This is a genomic window from Ramlibacter sp. (assembly GCF_028291745.1).
In the GTDB taxonomy this organism is placed as follows: domain Bacteria; phylum Pseudomonadota; class Gammaproteobacteria; order Burkholderiales; family Burkholderiaceae_C; genus Ramlibacter.
The window spans coordinates 16,729-32,463 of sequence record NZ_JAQGNQ010000018.1 but is presented as its reverse complement, the minus strand read 5'-3'; the positions used below and the strand labels follow the sequence as shown (position 1 = coordinate 32,463).

At 68.9% G+C, this 15,735-nt stretch carries 11 protein-coding genes; 4 read left to right on the top strand and 7 right to left on the bottom strand.

Annotated features, from left to right (window positions below; translation table 11 throughout):
• Positions 1-38 precede the first annotated feature (38 nt).
• The 3 genes from lolA to dacB all read right to left on the bottom strand — a co-directional run bounded on the left by lolA (position 39) and on the right by dacB (position 5,296).
• Entirely contained in the window at positions 39-674 is a 636-nt protein-coding gene (gene lolA / locus JWP60_RS02815; protein WP_299786168.1) for an outer membrane lipoprotein chaperone LolA, read from the bottom strand.
• Positions 675-781: 107 nt separating this feature from the next.
• A complete protein-coding gene (locus JWP60_RS02810) occupies positions 782-3,115 on the bottom strand; it encodes a DNA translocase FtsK (RefSeq protein ID WP_299786166.1) in 2,334 nt (777 codons plus the stop codon).
• Between the two features lie 792 nt (positions 3,116-3,907).
• Entirely contained in the window at positions 3,908-5,296 is a 1,389-nt protein-coding gene (dacB, locus tag JWP60_RS02805) for a D-alanyl-D-alanine carboxypeptidase/D-alanyl-D-alanine-endopeptidase (RefSeq protein WP_299786164.1), read from the bottom strand.
• A 58-nt stretch (positions 5,297-5,354) separates the two neighbouring features.
• Here dacB and tsaB point away from each other — a divergent pair, with 58 nt between their 5' ends.
• Genes tsaB through JWP60_RS02790 form a run of 3 tightly spaced genes read left to right on the top strand, consistent with a single transcriptional unit; the run spans position 5,355 to position 7,362 of the window.
• Positions 5,355-6,077, top strand: coding sequence for a tRNA (adenosine(37)-N6)-threonylcarbamoyltransferase complex dimerization subunit type 1 TsaB (gene tsaB, locus JWP60_RS02800; protein ID WP_299786162.1), 723 nt, complete (start codon positions 5,355-5,357; stop codon positions 6,075-6,077).
• Positions 6,074-6,538: a ribosomal protein S18-alanine N-acetyltransferase gene (gene rimI, locus JWP60_RS02795; protein ID WP_299786160.1), complete on the top strand. Its 465-nt coding sequence runs from the start codon at positions 6,074-6,076 to the stop codon at positions 6,536-6,538. Before tsaB ends, rimI begins: the two co-directional genes overlap by 4 nt.
• Positions 6,535-7,362, top strand: coding sequence for a uracil-DNA glycosylase (locus JWP60_RS02790; protein ID WP_299786158.1), 828 nt, complete (start codon positions 6,535-6,537; stop codon positions 7,360-7,362). Before rimI ends, JWP60_RS02790 begins: the two co-directional genes overlap by 4 nt.
• On the opposite strand, the gene JWP60_RS02785 is transcribed toward JWP60_RS02790, so the two are convergent.
• Positions 7,359-8,309, bottom strand: coding sequence for a GlcNAc-transferase family protein (locus tag JWP60_RS02785; RefSeq protein WP_299786156.1), 951 nt, complete (start codon positions 8,307-8,309; stop codon positions 7,359-7,361). The two genes, JWP60_RS02790 and JWP60_RS02785, sit on opposite strands and share 4 nt — an antisense overlap.
• A 248-nt stretch (positions 8,310-8,557) precedes the next feature.
• Here JWP60_RS02785 and JWP60_RS02780 point away from each other — a divergent pair, with 248 nt between their 5' ends.
• On the top strand, positions 8,558-12,145 hold the full coding sequence (locus JWP60_RS02780; protein WP_299786154.1) for a filamentous hemagglutinin N-terminal domain-containing protein: 3,588 nt from the start codon (positions 8,558-8,560) through the stop codon (positions 12,143-12,145).
• 6 nt (positions 12,146-12,151) lie between these two features.
• On the opposite strand, the gene JWP60_RS02775 is transcribed toward JWP60_RS02780, so the two are convergent.
• The 3 genes from JWP60_RS02775 to purU all read right to left on the bottom strand — a co-directional run bounded on the left by JWP60_RS02775 (position 12,152) and on the right by purU (position 15,734).
• A complete protein-coding gene (locus JWP60_RS02775) occupies positions 12,152-13,645 on the bottom strand; it encodes an FAD-linked oxidase C-terminal domain-containing protein (protein WP_299786152.1) in 1,494 nt (497 codons plus the stop codon).
• A 78-nt stretch (positions 13,646-13,723) separates the two neighbouring features.
• Complete coding sequence (locus JWP60_RS02770; protein ID WP_299786150.1) at positions 13,724-14,821, bottom strand: J domain-containing protein; 1,098 nt, start codon at positions 14,819-14,821, stop codon at positions 13,724-13,726.
• A 64-nt stretch (positions 14,822-14,885) separates the two neighbouring features.
• Positions 14,886-15,734, bottom strand: coding sequence for a formyltetrahydrofolate deformylase (purU, locus tag JWP60_RS02765; RefSeq protein ID WP_299786148.1), 849 nt, complete (start codon positions 15,732-15,734; stop codon positions 14,886-14,888).
• Position 15,735: the final 1 nt, after the last annotated feature.

Genomic DNA, 15,735 nt, shown 5'->3' with positions numbered 1-15,735 from the left:
TCCCAGGAGCAATCCGCCCACGCTCCCCCCCACTTAGATCAAGGCGACTGCACCACATCCGCCCCCTTCGGCGGCGTGAAGTGGAACGCCTCCGCGCTCACCCCGCCGTTCACCTGCATCCCCGTGAACGTCAGCAGCGATCGCTGGCCGAAGCTGTCGAGGATGTCCAGCGCCGCGAGCTGGTCGCCGCGGAAGCCCACTTTCATGTTCGTGAGCTGGCCGTCCTTCTGCCGCGGCGTGGCCTCGACCCATTGCATCCCGTCGCGGTCCGGCAGCGCCTGCAGGTCGAAATCGCGCTTGAGCGTGTCCAGATCGGGCGAGGCCGCGATCAACGCCGCGGGCGTGGACGCCAGCACCTTCGCCTGCTTGCGCGAGCTGACCTGGTTCAGGTCCTTGTCGAACAGCCACAGCGTCTGGCCGTCGGCCACGATGGTCTGCTCGAACGGCTTGCGGTACTCGAAGCGGAAGTGACTGGGCCGCTGGAAATCGAAGGTGCCGCTCGAGGACTTGGTGCGCGAGGGCTGGCCGTCACGCGGTGGGGCGGTGATCACCTGCGTGAATTCGGCATGGCCGGTCTTGGCGGTGCGGATGAAATTCTCGAGGCTTTCCATGCCGCCCGCGTGCGCCGCAAGCGCCAGCGCGGAAAGCGCGAAGGTGGCAGACAGTTTCTTCATCATGCGTTTCTCCCAACAGAGCATTGTCTGTTGGGTGGACGGCTCATGGCGAAGTTCGTTACCAGTCGTTAGTCAACGCGCCGCCTGTCGCGCGTTTGCCCAGGCGTTCATTCCGCACGGCCGGGCACGAGGATCTCGCGCTGGCCGCGGCCGTTCATCGCGCTCACCAGGCCCGCCTTTTCCATGGCTTCGAGCAGGTTCGCGGCCTTGTTGTAGCCGATCGCCAGGTGCCGTTGCACGAGGGAGATGCTGGCCTTCTGGTTCTTGAGCACCACTTCGACCGCGCGGTCGTAGAGCGGGTCGGCCTCACTGCCCCCTTCGCCGCCGCCCACGGCGCCATCGCCGTCCTCGCCATCGATGGTGCCGCCCTCGAGGATCCCCTCGATGTAGTTCGGTTCTCCCTGCTGTTTGAGGTAGGCGACGACACGGTGCACCTCCTCGTCGCTGACAAAGGCGCCGTGCACCCGCACCGGCAGGCCGGTGCCGCTGGCCATGTACAGCTGGTCGCCCATGCCCAGCAGCGCCTCGGCGCCCATCTGGTCGAGGATGGTGCGGCTGTCGATCTTGCTGGAAACCTGGAAGGAGATGCGCGTCGGGATGTTGGCCTTGATCAGGCCGGTGATCACGTCGACGCTGGGACGCTGCGTCGCCAGGATCAGGTGGATGCCGGCCGCGCGCGCCTTCTGCGCCAGCCGCGCGATCAACTCCTCGATCTTCTTGCCCACGACCATCATCAGGTCGGCGAGTTCGTCGATCACCACCACGATGTGCGGCAGCCGATCGAGCGGCTCGGGGCTGTCGGGCGTGAGGCTGAAGGGGTTGTAGATGAAGTCGCCCCTGGCCTTGGCCTCGTCGATCTTGGTGTTGTAGCCGGCGAGATTGCGCACGCCCATCTTGGACAGGAGCTTGTAACGCCGCTCCATTTCGGCGACGCACCACGTGAGGCCGTTGGCCGCCTGCCTCATGTCGGTGACCACCGGGCACAGCAGGTGCGGGATGCCCTCGTAGACGGACATCTCCAGCATCTTGGGGTCGATCATCAACAGGCGCACGTCGCGCGCCTCGGCCTTGTACAAGAGGCTCAGGATCATCGAGTTGATACCGACCGACTTGCCCGAGCCGGTGGTGCCGGCCACCAGCACGTGCGGCATCTTCGCGAGGTCCGCGACCACGGGATTGCCGATGATGTCCTTGCCCAGGCCCAGCGTGAGCTGCGACTTCGCCTCGTTGTACGCCTGCGAGCCGAGGATCTCCGACAGCTTGATCGACTGCCGCTTGGCATTGGGCAGTTCCAGCGCCATGAAGTTCTTGCCCGGGATGGTCTCGATCACGCGGATCGACACCAGCGACAGCGAGCGCGCCAGGTCCTTGGCCAGGTTGACGATCTGCGAGCCCTTCACGCCCGTGGCCGGCTCGATCTCGTAGCGGGTGATGACGGGGCCGGGCTGGGCCAGCACCACCCGCACCTCGACGCCGAAGTCCTTCAGCTTCTTCTCGATCAGGCGAGAGGTCATCTCCAGGGTCTCGGGGGCGACCGTCTCCTGCCGGCCCGATGCGCCATCGAGCAGGTCGACCTGCGGCAGCTTGCTGTCCGGCATCTCGGAGAAGAGCGGCTTCTGCCGCTCCTTGGCGACGCGCTCGCTCTTGGGCAGGTCGACCACCACCGGCTCGATCAGCACGGGCACGGGGTGGTGCTCCTCGATCACGACGCGCTCTTCCTGCAGCGTCTCTTCGCGTTCGCGGGCGGCACGCTGGCCGACGGCGATGTCCTCGGCCACTTCGCGCTTCGCGCGCCGCGACGTGATGAAGCCGTCGATCACGGCGCCGACGCGCTCGGCCACGTGACTCCAGGAAAAGCGGAACACGATGCCGGCGGCCAGCACGGCCAGCGCAATGAACACCAGGCCGGATCCGGTGAATCCCAGCCAGTTCACGCCGGCGGGGCCCACGAGGTAGCCAAGCGCGCCACCGGCGTGGTCCGGCAGGCGTGCCTCGAAGCGATACAGGCGTGACCATTCCAGGCCGCAACTCGCCGTCAGCAGCACGGGCAGTGCGAGCCAGAAGGCGAGCCGGCGCTGCAGCCAGCGCCGGCCCGGTACGGCAGGCACGGGGTGGTCGGCACGCATCCAGCGCGCGAGCGAGGCGAGCCAGGCGCGCACGCCGGCGGCGATGCACCACCAGGCGGAGTAGCCAAGCAGGAAGTAGCAGCCGTCGGCCAGCCAGGCACCGAGGCGTCCGCCCCAGTTGCGCACGCCAGCGCCGTCACCGGAGGTGGAGAAGGCGGGATCGAGCCCGGAGTGGCTGGCCATGGCCAGCAGCCAGAACACGAGCGCCGCGGCGCCGAGCACCAGCGCCGTCTCGTGGGCAAAGCGGGCCAGGCCCGCGCGGGCGGCGGAGGGCGCGGGAGCGGCATCCGTCAGGGTGTTGAGCGAGTACGTCATGCGCAAGCAAGAGCTTACTGCGCTGGGGGAGTGTCTCCCGAGTCATCGCGTGGGGGATGGCGGGGAACCAACACCTTCGGGCGGATGGATGTCATGCCGGGCACAGTGGATGTCATCCCGGGATGTTGGATGTCATCCCGGGCTCGACCCACTGCTGTCCGGAATAGCACGTTCTACATGTCCCTATTCAGACCCGGAAGAGGCCGAGCAACGTCAGGGAGACTTGAAAAAGTGTTGCTGTCAGTGCGCCACGAGGAGCGACCGGGGGCGGCAAAGCCGCGTGCGGGCGGGCTGCGGCGCGCGGCGGGGCGTCCCGATCGCGCCAGGCGCGATCGGGCAAACCTGCGCTGGCCGGTCTTGCGGCCCCGCGGCCGAACTCGCTGCGAGTTTGACTGCTGCGCAGCCAAACTCTCCGCTCGATCACACGTCCGCGAGTCAGTGCACGTACGCGGGGCTCGATTCGCGCTACGCGCTCTCGTAGCCCCGCTGGGCCGCAAGACCGGCCAGCGCAGGCGCCCCGCCTTCATGCGCGCCACAGCCCGCCCGCACGCGTCTTTGCTTGCAGTGCCGTGATGGCGCAGCCACGGGCAGGCGCGGTTGGCCAACTGGCGCGTTCGGCTCAATCGGAGGGCGCAAAAGCAGGCGCAGCTTGCCCAGTTGCGCACCGCACAGCGTCTTGCGCGACGGCCCTGCAGCTTCACAGCGCAAGTGGAGCAAGGGCCAGGCAGCAAGCTGCGGGATTCCGGACAGCAGTGGGTGGACCCCGCAATGACCTGCCGGGTCGCACAGGGTTCAGGGTAACCGCGCCGTCCACTCGACGAGCACCTGCACCGCCGCGCGCAATGCCGCAGCCTTGGGATGGTTCGCGATCGCGACCAGCACATAGCGCCGCCCCTGCGGACCGTGCACGTAGCCCGCCACACCGGAGACCTCGTTCAAGCTGCCCGTCTTGAGGTGCGCCAGGCCGACGTTCTGGCGGCTGCGGCGCAGGGTGCCGTCCAGGCCCAGCGCCGGTAGCGAAGCCATCAGGTCCGGCATCAGCGGCGAGAGCCAGGCCGCCTGCAGCAAGGTGCCGAGCTGGCGCGCGGTGATGCTCTCGCCACGCGACAGGCCCGAGCCGTTCAGCGTCACCGGCGGATCGCTGGCCAGGCGATCGCGCCACCAGTTGCGCAGCACCTCGCGCGAGGCCTCGAAGCTGCCCGTCCCGCGCTGTTGCAGGCTCAGTGTCAGGAAGACCTGCTGCGCCATCACGTTGTTGCTGAACTTGTTGATGTCGCGAATCACCTCCGCCAGCGGCGGCGACGCGAATTCGAAGGCGGGCTTCAGGCCGGCGGGCACGCTGCCGTCGCGCACCTGCCCGCCGAGATGGCCGTCCATGTCCTGCCAGAGTGCCGCGATCGCCCGGGCGCCATAGCCGGCGGGATCGGGAAAGGCCACCTGCCAGACCTGCTCGCCACAGGCGCGCGGGAAGCGGCCGGCAAAGCGCACCCGGGACGGATTGCCGAAGTCGGCTGCGAGCGCCGTGATCCAGTCACCGCAATCGCCGGCGGCCAGCGGCACGGTCGCCGGCCACTGCACGCCGGCCAGCGGTGGATCGGCCCGCACGCGCGCCTGGTTGCCCTCGGGCGTGAGCGTCACCGTGACCGCCTTGTAATTCACCAGCAGGGCATCGGGGCTGGCGTTGTAGGGGCGCAGGGGTTGCCCGTCGAACGCGGCCGCATCGTGCGGCGGCAGCGTGAAGGCACTGCGGTCCAGGATGATGTCGCCCGCGATGCTGTGCACGCCCAGCGCCTGCACCCGTCGCAACAGCAGCCAGAGGCGCTCGATCACCAGCTTGGGGTCACCCTGCCCCTTGATGACCAGGTTCCCTTGCAGCACCCCGCCGCGCACCGGCCCGTCGAAGTAGACCGGCGTGGTCCAGGCAAAGGTCGGCCCCAGCAGGTCGAGCGCCGCGAAAGTGGTGGCCAGCTTGGCGATGGAAGCGGGATTGACCGGCACGTCGAGACGGTGGGCCACGCGTGGCGGCCCGCCCTCGGCCGGCGCGACCAGCACCACCACGGCATCGGCCGGCAGGCCGCCGTCGGCGAGGGCGCGCTCGAACTCGGGCGGCAGGGCCTGGGCAAAGGCCGAGCCCGAGGCGGCAAGCAAGAGGCAGCAGGCAAGGCGGAACCAGCGCAACATGCGCGCCATTATGGGATCGCGGAACCATTCGATAATGGCGGGTTCTGCCCGGCCGCCCGTGAAACTCCTCGCCTTCGACACCAGCACCGAAACCCTTTCCATCGCCGTCGACGCGGGAGAGGGCGCGCCCGTGCTGGAGCACACGGGCAGTGGCGGCGCGCACGCCTCGGCCACGCTGATCCCCGCGATCGAGCGCTTGCTGCAGCAAGCCGGACTGGTGCTGTCGCAGCTGGACGCGATCGTCTTTGGCCGCGGCCCGGGTTCCTTCACCGGACTGCGTACCGCGGCCGCGGTGGCGCAGGGCCTGGGTTTCGGCGCCGGCCTGCCCGTGCTGCCCGTGGACACGCTGCTTGCCATCGCCGAGGAGGCGCACGCGCAGTCCGGCGCCAGCCGCATCGTCGCCCTGCTGGACGCGCGGATGGGCGAGGTCTATTTTGCGGCGTACGAGCGGGAGGGCGTCTGCTGGCGAACGGTGCAGCCACCGGCACTCGGCCGGCCCGAGGACGTGCCGGTGCCGCCGGACTGGACCATCGCCGGCAACGCCCATGCGCTGCACCCCGGCCGCTTGCCGCCGGATGCACCGCAGGTGACCGCGCTGCCGACGGCGCGCGCGCTGTTGCGACTCGCGCCCGCCTTGCTGGCGGACTCGGCCGCGCATCCCGCAGCGCAGGCATTGCCGCTCTACATTCGCGACAAAGTGGCGCAAACTACGGCAGAGCGTGCGGCCGACCGCGCGCGCAAGGAATCGCTTCGCGGCACGTCCAGGACGGGATCCGAATGAGCGCGGTGTTCAAGACCATCGAAGCGGGCTTCGAGCCCATGACCGAGTCCCGCCTGGACGAGGTCGTGGGTATCGAGCGGCGGGCCTATGGACACCCGTGGACCCGGGGCAATTTCGCCGACTCGCTGCGCTCGGGCTACCAGGGGCAGCTGCTGTGCGCGGGCGACACGATCCTCGGCTACTTCGTGGCCATGTGCGGGGTCGACGAAGTCCACCTGCTGAACATTACCGTCGACCCGATGTACCACCGCCAGGGCTGGGGCCGCATCATGCTGGACGCGCTGGCGCTGTGGGCGCGCGGGCAGGGCGCGCAGTGGCTGTGGCTGGAGGTGCGCACCAGCAACGTGAGGGCCCAGCAGATCTACCTGCGCTATGGCTACCGGCGCGTGGGCGAACGCAAGAACTACTATCCCGCGGACCAGGGCCGCGAAGACGCCATCGTCATGAGCTACAAGCTATGAGCCTGCAACTCGACGCGCGGCAACGGGCGATGCTCCAGGAGATGGGCATCCGGGTGTTCTGGCCCGAAGCCACCCCGGTTGATCTCTCGATGCAGGGGCAGGTCGAGGAGACGGAGGCAATCGCCGTCGAGGTGGCGCCCGTCGAGGTCCGACCCGCTGCGCGGTCGCCGGAGCCCGTCGCCGTGCGGGCGGAGCGACCCGTCGCCCTGCCCACACCGCTGCGCCCGGACGCTCCCCCCCGCCAGCGCATGCCGGGCATCGAGGCGATGCAGTGGGAGGCCCTCGGCGAGGCGGTGGCCACCTGCCGTGCCTGCGGGCTGTGCGAGGGCCGGCACAACACCGTGTTCGGCGTCGGCGACCTGCATCCCGACTGGCTGATCGTGGGCGAGGCGCCCGGCGAGAACGAGGACCGCGAGGGCGAGCCCTTCGTGGGCCAGGCCGGCAAGCTGTTGGACAACATGCTGGCGGCCCTGTCGCTCTCGCGGCACCAGCGCGTCTACATCGCCAACGTGCTCAAGTGCCGGCCGCCGGGCAACCGCAATCCGGAGCCGCAGGAGATCGCGCAGTGCGAGCCCTTCCTGCGGCGGCAGGTGGAGCTGCTGCAGCCGAAGATCATCCTGGCGATGGGCCGCTTCGCCGTGCAGACGCTGCTGCAATCGAACGAACCGATCGGCCGTCTGCGCGGCCGCGTGCACGACTACAACGGCGTGCCCGTGGTGGTGACCTATCACCCCGCCTACCTGCTGCGCAACCTGCCGGACAAGGCCAAGGCCTGGGCCGACCTGTGCCTGGCGCAAGGAGTGCTGCGCGGGAGTTCGACCTAGGCCGCAGCGCGCGGCACGAAGGCCGAGGGCGCCAGGGTGCGCGCGGCGTAATCGATCCCGCTGAAGGCCGCGAACTGCGCCACGCTGCGTTCCTGTCCCAGCCCGTAGACCCCGAGATCCTGCCCTTCGACCAGCGCCTGCAGCCGCGCCCGCGCGCGCTGCTCCAGGGCCCACCAGCGCACCTCCCGCTGCGCCTCGTGCTGCGCATTCCAATGCAGCGGGCGCGCCGGCGCACCGGAGGCGGCATCGTTGTACAGGTGGTGGATCGGCAGGCCCGGCATGTGGAACAGCTCCCAGCCTCGCGTGTAGAGGCGCAGTGCCAGGGCCTGCTCCTCGCCGTGGAAGTACAGCCACGGGTCGTACGGCACCGCCTGCGTGATCCAGCCCGGCGCGAACAGGCAGCCGGCGCCGACGTGGAAGGCAGGCAGTGCCCGGTCCGTCTCCACCACGTGCGCCTCGAAGCCCAGCACCGGGTGGCCGGGCTCGAAGCGTGATCCCGGCTTGACCACCTGCGCCAGCACGCCGGGCGTGGTCGGCCGGCGCACCAGCTGGCCGGCCACCACGCGCAAGGCATCGGGATACGAGGAAATCACCAGCCGCTGGCGCGGCGCGCCCAGGGCCTGCGCCTGCGCGATCAGGCGCTCGTCCCAACCCGGGTCGAAGTCCATGTGCGCATCGAGCTGCAGGAACCACTCCTCCCCGTCGTAGAGCGACATCGCGATCGCCCGCGCCCAGCAGGGGCCGCGCGCGTCGCGCAGGTCCAGTTGCACCTGGCTCAGCCGCGCCGGCGCCGGCGCCGGCGCCGGGATCCGCGGGCTGCCGACCGGGGACTGGTCGACCACCCCGAAGTGCAGATGCCGCGGCTGCGCGGCCGTGGCCACGGCACGCTGCAGGGTGGCCGTCAAGAGGGGATCGCAATACGAGGCGATGCTGACGAACAGGGGCATGGCACTTTTTCACGGAATGTTAGCAAGGGGGCGACAGCGTTCCGGGTGCGGCGCCTTGCGTCGCCCGGCCCTCGCAATGCACGCGTGACTCTCCCGATTGGCACATTGCCACAGTTGTTACGGCATGCTACCTTTACGGCTCAGTTCAAACGGGGCACCCACCGCAAGGCGCGGAGGCGATGCAAACCCGACGGGCGAAATCGCGCACACGGCCACGGCCCGAGCGGCGCGACATCAGGAGCGAAACAATGTCCAGCGTCCCTTCCAGGCCCGTGCGCACGGTCGCGCGGCGCCGCGCCGTCCGCACGCCGGTGCATGCCGGCTTCCGTCCCGCTGCCGCCGCGCTCGCCGTGGCGGCTGTCTTTGCGGGGCAGTGCGGAACCGCTGCCGCGCAAGCGACGGGCGCACAGGTGATCGCCGGGCAGGCCAGTCTCGTGCGCAGCGGCAACAACCTGGTCGTGACCACGCAGAACGCGCCGGGCACGAATCACTCGGCGCTCAACTGGCAAAGCTTCTCGGTGCCGGCCGGCAGCATCACGCAGTTCGACCAACCTTCGGCCGCCAGCACCTCGATCAATCGGGTCGTCGGGCCGGATCCCTCCGCCATCTTCGGCACGCTGCGGTCCAACGGCCGGCTGGTGCTGGTGAATCCGGCCGGCATTGCGGTGGGCACGGGCGCGGTGGTGGACACGGCGGGCTTCACGGCGTCGACCCTGCAGATGAGCGAAGCCGACGCCATCGCCGGGCGCATGCGCTTCAGCAATCAGGGCAACAGCGCCGGCTTGACGGTGGGGGGCACGATCCGCGCGCAAGGCGGCGACATCGTGCTGGTCGCGCCGAACGTGCAGACCGCCAGCACGGCGCTGATCCAGAGCGACGGCGCCACCATCCTGGCCGCGGGCCAGAAGGTGGAGATCAGCGGCCGCGGCCTGGAAGGCATTCATCTCGATGTGCAGGCCGGCGACCAGGCGGTGAACCTGGGCACGCTGCGGGGCGACGCGGTCGGCATCTTCGCCGGCACCTTGCGCCACAGCGGCCTGGTGCAGGCGCAGGCCGTGAGCATCGCGGGCGGCAAGGTCGTGCTGCAGGCTACCGGCGGCGACAGCCTGGTGGACGGACGCATCGAAGCGCGGGCCACCGGCGGCAAGGGCGGCAGCATCGACGTGCTGGGCGAGCGCGTGGGCCTGCTGGCCGGCGCGCTGCTGGATGCCAGCGGGGCGAGTGGCGGCGGCCAGGTGCGCGTCGGCGGCGACTACCGGGGCGCGAACGCAGCGGTGCCCAATGCGGCACGCACCTATGTGGATGCGGACGCGACGATCCAGGCGGACGCCACGCAGCAGGGCGACGGCGGCCGCGTGATCGTGTGGTCGGACGAGGTCACGCGCATGTACGGACAGATCTCCGCCCGCGGCGGGGCGCAGGGCGGGAACGGCGGATTTGCGGAGGTGTCGGGGAAGCAGGGGCTGGAGTACACCGGCTGGGTGGACCTGCGGGCGCCGCTGGGGACGATGGGGACGTTGCTGCTGGATTCGGAGGATGTGACGATCTTCCACGACACACCCTTGCCGGAGGGCACGCTGCCGCCGGTGTATCCGGCGGTGAACATCGACGACGCTGTCGCCGGCGTGTTCCGGCCTTTGACCTCGGGGACCGTGACGCTTCTTTCCGACGCCAAGATCAACTACGAACTTACGCAAGCGAATGTGCTGGTGACGACTTCGACGGCAAACAGATACAGCAACTACGGCACTGGCGGCCAGATCACGATCGACCCGAATGCCGTGATCACCTGGGGCACTGCCTCGCACCTCACGTTGCAAGCCGACAAGGGCATCGACGTCAACGGCAACATCAACGCAACCCACCCCGATTCGCTCGTTCACCTCACCGCCGGCAACGGCAGCCTGAGCGTCGCCGGTGGCGCCTCGATCACGGCGGGCTCCGTGGCCCTCGAGACGCTGTCCGGTGCCGCAGGGTATGTCGCTCGCGACGTGAACATCGACGGCTATGTGCAGGCCAACAGCGGGGCGCTCAGCGTCTCGACGGCCGGCGCGGTGAACGTCGGCAGGTACGGCAGCAGCGGAAGTTCGCTGTACGGCTCCACGGGCGTCACGGTCACTGCCGGCAGCGATATCTACTTCAGTCCGCAGTCCAGCGTGTATTCCTACGGCGGGCCGATCAGCGTCGTGGCGGGCAACAACATCACCGGCAGCGGCACCTTCAGCACTTCCGGCAGTTCCGGCAATCCGGACTCATTGGTCGACGGTTCCATCACGCTCGATGCGCAGCGCGGCTCGCTCTCGTTCAACGTGGTGGATTCGAGCGGCTACGGCTACGGCTACGGCGCCCAGGACGGCGGCAATGTCACCCTGCATGCGGCGAGCGACATCACCGGCAATGCCATCCGCGCAGTCGGCGCGAGCTTCTTCCCGGAAGGTGAAGGAGAGGTCACCCTGCTCGCCAGGATCTACACGGCCGCGCCTCTCCCGACAACGTCCACGGTCGGCAATGGCGGGAAGGTCAGCGTCACGGCGGACACCGGAAGCGTATCCCTGCACCGGATCGATACCCGCGGCGGGAGTGTCTTGGCCAGCGACGACACGGCAAGCCGGGACAGTGTGAGCAGCGCGCTTTCCGGCGCGGGGGGCGAGATCCTCGTGACGGCGGGCCAGCGCATCGTGCTGGACGGCCAGGGGCTCTCCGCCCCGAATACGGAGGTCCCGGGCACCAGCGGCCCCGCGATCGCCAGCGGCCCTGTCACGCTCCGCGGCGACAACGTCACGATCGCTGCGTTGACCGACATCGCAAGCACGGGCAACGTGCAGATCACCGCCGGCGCCTTGGTCCTGGACGGCACCATCAGCAGCGCCGCGGCGGGCAACGCCCTGGTGCTCTCGGCCCAGACGCTCCAGGTCGGCCAGGGCGGCGGCATCGCCACGCCATCCGGTCGCTGGCTGATCTATCTGCCGAATCCGGACGGCCTCCGGTTCGTCGTCGAGTCGGGCGACCTCGCACCGGGCGCTCTCCCCTCCGGTAACATGGCGCTGTGGAACCGCAGCTTCGCGTCGGCTGCGCCGGCGAGCATCACCGAGGCGGGCAACCGCTACGTCTTCGCGTTGCAGCCGGAGGCGAACATCACGGTCGGCTCCGCCAGCAAGGTGTATGACGGCACGCTCGGTTTCCGTGGACTGGACGTGTTCGTCGACGGCCTCGTCGATGCGAGCCTCTATGGCAACGTCTTCCTGCAAGACCTTGCCACGGGAATTCTCGCGGCCCCGGCGCTGTCGAAGAACGTAGGCTCCTATGCGCTGACGCAGGGCAGCCTCGGTGTCGCGGGCTATGCGGTGCACTTCACCGGCGGCGCCTTGACCATCACGCCGGCGGCGCTGACGATCAGCGCCAATGACGCAACCAAGCTCGAAGGCGATACGCTGCGCTTCAACGGAAGCGAGTTCACAACCAGCGGATTGATCGCCGGTGAGAGCGTGCCCTCGGTCACCGTCGCCAGTGCCGGCGCGTCCGCGAGCGCCAAGCCGGATTCCTATGCAATCACGGCCAGTGCCGCCGCGGCTGGCCCCGCGTTCTTGCCGTCGAACTACACCATCAGCTACCGCGACGGCGCGCTGCTGGTGGCGCCGGCCGGCATTTCGCCGCCGCCCGTGTCGGTGCCCGTCCCGTCGTCGGCCCCGGTGCCCGTCACGGTGAACAACCCGGTCAACAACCAGGTGGTGACCTTCGCCCACCTCTTCGTGCAGGAGGCGATCCGCCAGCAGGACGAGAAGAAGGACATCGGCAAGGACGCGATCGTCATCACCGACACCGCCTGCAAGCCCTGAGCAAGCTCAGAACCGCGGCAGGTCCGGGTGCGCGATCCGGCCGCCGCGCACCAGCATCTTTCCGTATTCGGCGCAGCGGTTCAGCGTGGGCACCACCTTGCCCGGATTCAGCAACTGCTCGGGATCGAAGGCGCGCTTGACGCCGCGCATCTGCTCCAGCTCCTCCGGGCTGAATTGCACGCACATCGAATTGAGCTTCTCGATGCCGACACCGTGCTCGCCGGTGACCGTGCCGCCCATCGCGACGCTGGTCTCCAGGATGTCGGCGCCGAACAGCTCGCAGCGATGCAGCTGGTCGGCGTCGTTGGCGTCGAACAGGATCAGCGGATGCAGGTTGCCGTCGCCGGCATGGAACACGTTGGCGCAGCGCAGCTGGTACTTCTTCTCCATCTCCTGGATCGCCAGCAGGATGTCCGCCAGCCGCTTGCGCGGGATGGTGGAGTCCATGCACATGTAGTCGGGGCTGATGCGGCCGGACGCGGGGAAGGCATTCTTGCGCCCGCTCCAGAAGCGCAGGCGCTCGGCCTCGTCGCGGCTCACCGCGATGGCAGTGGCGCCGCCCTCGCGCAGCACCGCGCTCATGCGGCCGATCTCCTCTTCGACTTCCTCGTTGGTGCCGTCGCTCTCGCACAGCAGGATCGCTTCGGCCGTCAGGTCGTAGCCGGCATGCACGAAGTCTTCCACCGCGGCGGTCATCGGCTTGTCCATCATCTCCAGGCCGGCCGGGATGATGCCGGCGGCGATCACGGCCGCCACCACGTCACCCGCTTTGCGCATGTCGTCGAAGCTGGCCATGATGCAGCGCGCGAGCTGCGGCTTGGGGATCAGCTTCACCGTGACCTCCACCGCCACGGCCAACATGCCCTCGCTGCCGATCACGATGGACAGCAGGTCATAGCCGGGCGCGTCGAGCGCATCGCTGCCGAATTCCACCGGCTCACCCGCGGCGTTGTAGCCGCGGATCTTCAGCACGTTGTGCACGGTCAGGCCGTACTTCAGGCAGTGCACCCCGCCGGAGTTCTCCGCGATGTTGCCGCCGATGGTGCAGGCGATCTGGCTCGATGGATCGGGCGCGTAGTACAGGCCGTAGCTGGCGGCCGCCTCGCTGATCGCCAGGTTGCGCACGCCACATTGCACGAGGGCCGTCCGCGCGACCGGATCGATCTGCTGGATCGCATTGAACTTGGCCAGCGACAGCGTCACGCCCAGCGCATGCGGCAGCGCGCCGCCCGAGAGGCCCGTGCCGGCACCGCGCGCCACCACCGGCACGCGCAGTGCGTGGCAGGCCTTCAGCACTGCCTGCACCTGCTGCTCGGACTCGGGCAAGGCCACCACCAGCGGCCGCTGGCGATAGGCCGTGAGGCCGTCGCATTCGTACGGCGTGGTGTCTTCGGCGTGCCAGATCAGCGCGCCTTGCGGCAGCAGCGGCTTCAAGGCGGCGACGACCTGCGCCTGCCGCTCGGCACGCTGCAGGGCTTCGGGATCGGCGGGGGCGTTCATGGCCTGCACTTTACGGGGCCGCGGCGCCCGGGATGAAAGATTTTGCGGCGGGCGCGGAGTGGAGACGACCGAAGCCGGTCAAAACGGGAAGGCGTCGAATGCGCTTTCCCGCCGCATCTGGCGCTCGCGCTTGAGCCAGCGCCTGGTCGCGGCGACGTCGGTCAGCATGCGCAGGTCCCGCTGCGTTTGCGCGAGCTCGGCGCGCCATTGGCGGCTGGTCTGCTCGAGCACCTGCCCGAGCTTGCGCGGATCCGTTCCGCACAGGGGCTCAAGGCCGAATTCTGCGCGCCAGTTCAATTCGGTTTCTGCGATCTCCGTCTGGATCTCGGCCAGCTGCTCCGCCAGCACCTTGTTGTAGTGCTTCAGCCGCTCAGCGCTGGCAGAGGCGAGGTGGCCGACATCGATCTGCTCGATCTGCAATTGCAGTTCCAGCAATGCCAGGAGGTCGTTGGCGGCATAGGCCTGGTTCACGCGCTGCATCAACGCAGTCTTGGCAGCGCGTTCGCCGGGATCGGTTTCCCGGTCGGGATGCAGGGCGCTGGCCAACTTGCGGAAGATCTCGCGCACCGACTGCGTGGCTTGCTGCGCCTCTGCTTCGCGCCGCTGCTGCGCGGCGCTCTTGCCGCGGCGTGCGGTGCGCGCGCTGCGGACCGCCTCCTCTTGAGCAACGCGCTGTTGGAACTCCTGTTCCATGCGCGCGAACAAGTCGGTTTCGCTTTCGATGCCGGTATCGTCGCCCAGGTCCAGGCCGGTGATGGCCTCCGTCACGTCCTTCATGAGCAGGGCCGACTCGCGCCGCTCGGTGTCGAAATCGACATCGGCATGCCGGTCGAACAGAGCCTTGAGCGCGGCGTCCTCACCGCGCGCCTCCAGCAGTTCCCCGGCGGCCTGGCAGATCAGTTCACGCAGCGTCGCGCGCTCCGTCTTGGTCCAGCCTGGCTGGCCGAGCAGCTGGTCCAGCGCAAACGCCCACTGCCTGTGCGCAGCGAGCAGTTCAGCCTCGAGCGGCAGCAGCACGCCGGCATGGGCCAGGCGATAGCCGCCGATGTTCTCGTGCCAGGCGGCGAGGGTCTGGCGCGCCTGCCCGATCTGCCGCAGCAACGTGTTGAAGCGCTTTTGCGCCGGGGTGAGGGGAACGTTGGCTGCGGCGGGTGCGATCTTCAGGGCGGCAGTCATGGCAGGGCCGGAGATGAGCGACGCGGGGATTGTCGCCATTGCGGCGCGGAGGTTCAAGAGGGCGCTAGCGGAAAATCACCGTCTTGTGCCCGTTCACCAGCACGCGGTGTTCGCTGTGCCACTTCACCGCGCGCGCCAGCACCATGCTCTCGGTGTCGCGGCCTTGCGCGGTGAGGCTTTCCACCGTGTAGCTGTGGTCCACGCGCGCCACGTCCTGCTCGATGATCGGGCCTTCGTCGAGGTCGGCGGTCACGTAGTGCGCCGTGGCGCCGATCAGCTTCACGCCGCGGTCGTGCGCCTGGTAATACGGCTTGGCGCCCTTGAAGCTGGGAAGGAAGCTGTGGTGGATGTTGATCGCCCGGCCGGACAACTTCCGGCACAGGTCGTCCGAGAGGATCTGCATGTAGCGCGCCAGCACCACCAGCTCCGCGCCCTCGGCCTCGATCACCTCGTACTGGCGCGCCTCGGCCTGCGCCTTGGTCGCACCCGTGATGGCGATGTGGTGGAAGGGCACGTTGTAGCTGGCGGCCAGCTGGTAGAACTCGCGGTGATTCGACACGATCGCGCGGATGTCGAGCGGCAGCAGGCCGCTCTTCCAGCGAAACAGCAGGTCGTTCAGGCAGTGGCCTTCCTTGCTGACGAAGATCACCGTCTTCATCGGCTGCGTGGAGTCGTGCAGCCTCCAGTTCATCTGGAAGCCCTCGGCAAAGAAGGCAAGCTGCGTGCGCAGGTCGGCCTGCGTGAGTTGCCCGCAGGCAAAGCGCACGCGCATGAAGAACAGGCCGGTGTCGTGGTCGTTGTACTGCGCCGCCTCCTCGATGTTGCCGCCGCGTTCCAGCAGGAAGCCCGAGACGGCATGGACGATCCCCGGACGGTCCGGGCAGGAGAGGGTGAGGATGTAGGCAGCGGACATG

What these genes read in the sequence shown, in the direction of transcription:
- dacB (WP_299786164.1), bottom strand. Translation starts at nt 5,296, where the DNA reads ATGTTGCGCTGGTTCCGCCTTGCCTGCTGCCTCTTGCTTGCCGCCTCG.
- JWP60_RS02780 (WP_299786154.1), top strand. Translation starts at nt 8,558, where the DNA reads ATGTCCAGCGTCCCTTCCAGGCCCGTGCGCACGGTCGCGCGGCGCCGC.
- JWP60_RS02785 (WP_299786156.1), bottom strand. Translation starts at nt 8,309, where the DNA reads ATGCCCCTGTTCGTCAGCATCGCCTCGTATTGCGATCCCCTCTTGACG.
- JWP60_RS02790 (WP_299786158.1), top strand. Translation starts at nt 6,535, where the DNA reads ATGAGCCTGCAACTCGACGCGCGGCAACGGGCGATGCTCCAGGAGATG.
- JWP60_RS02810 (WP_299786166.1), bottom strand. Translation starts at nt 3,115, where the DNA reads ATGACGTACTCGCTCAACACCCTGACGGATGCCGCTCCCGCGCCCTCC.
- JWP60_RS02775 (WP_299786152.1), bottom strand. Translation starts at nt 13,645, where the DNA reads ATGAACGCCCCCGCCGATCCCGAAGCCCTGCAGCGTGCCGAGCGGCAG.
- purU (WP_299786148.1), bottom strand. Translation starts at nt 15,734, where the DNA reads ATGTCCGCTGCCTACATCCTCACCCTCTCCTGCCCGGACCGTCCGGGG.
- rimI (WP_299786160.1), top strand. Translation starts at nt 6,074, where the DNA reads ATGAGCGCGGTGTTCAAGACCATCGAAGCGGGCTTCGAGCCCATGACC.
- lolA (WP_299786168.1), bottom strand. Translation starts at nt 674, where the DNA reads ATGAAGAAACTGTCTGCCACCTTCGCGCTTTCCGCGCTGGCGCTTGCG.
- JWP60_RS02770 (WP_299786150.1), bottom strand. Translation starts at nt 14,821, where the DNA reads ATGACTGCCGCCCTGAAGATCGCACCCGCCGCAGCCAACGTTCCCCTC.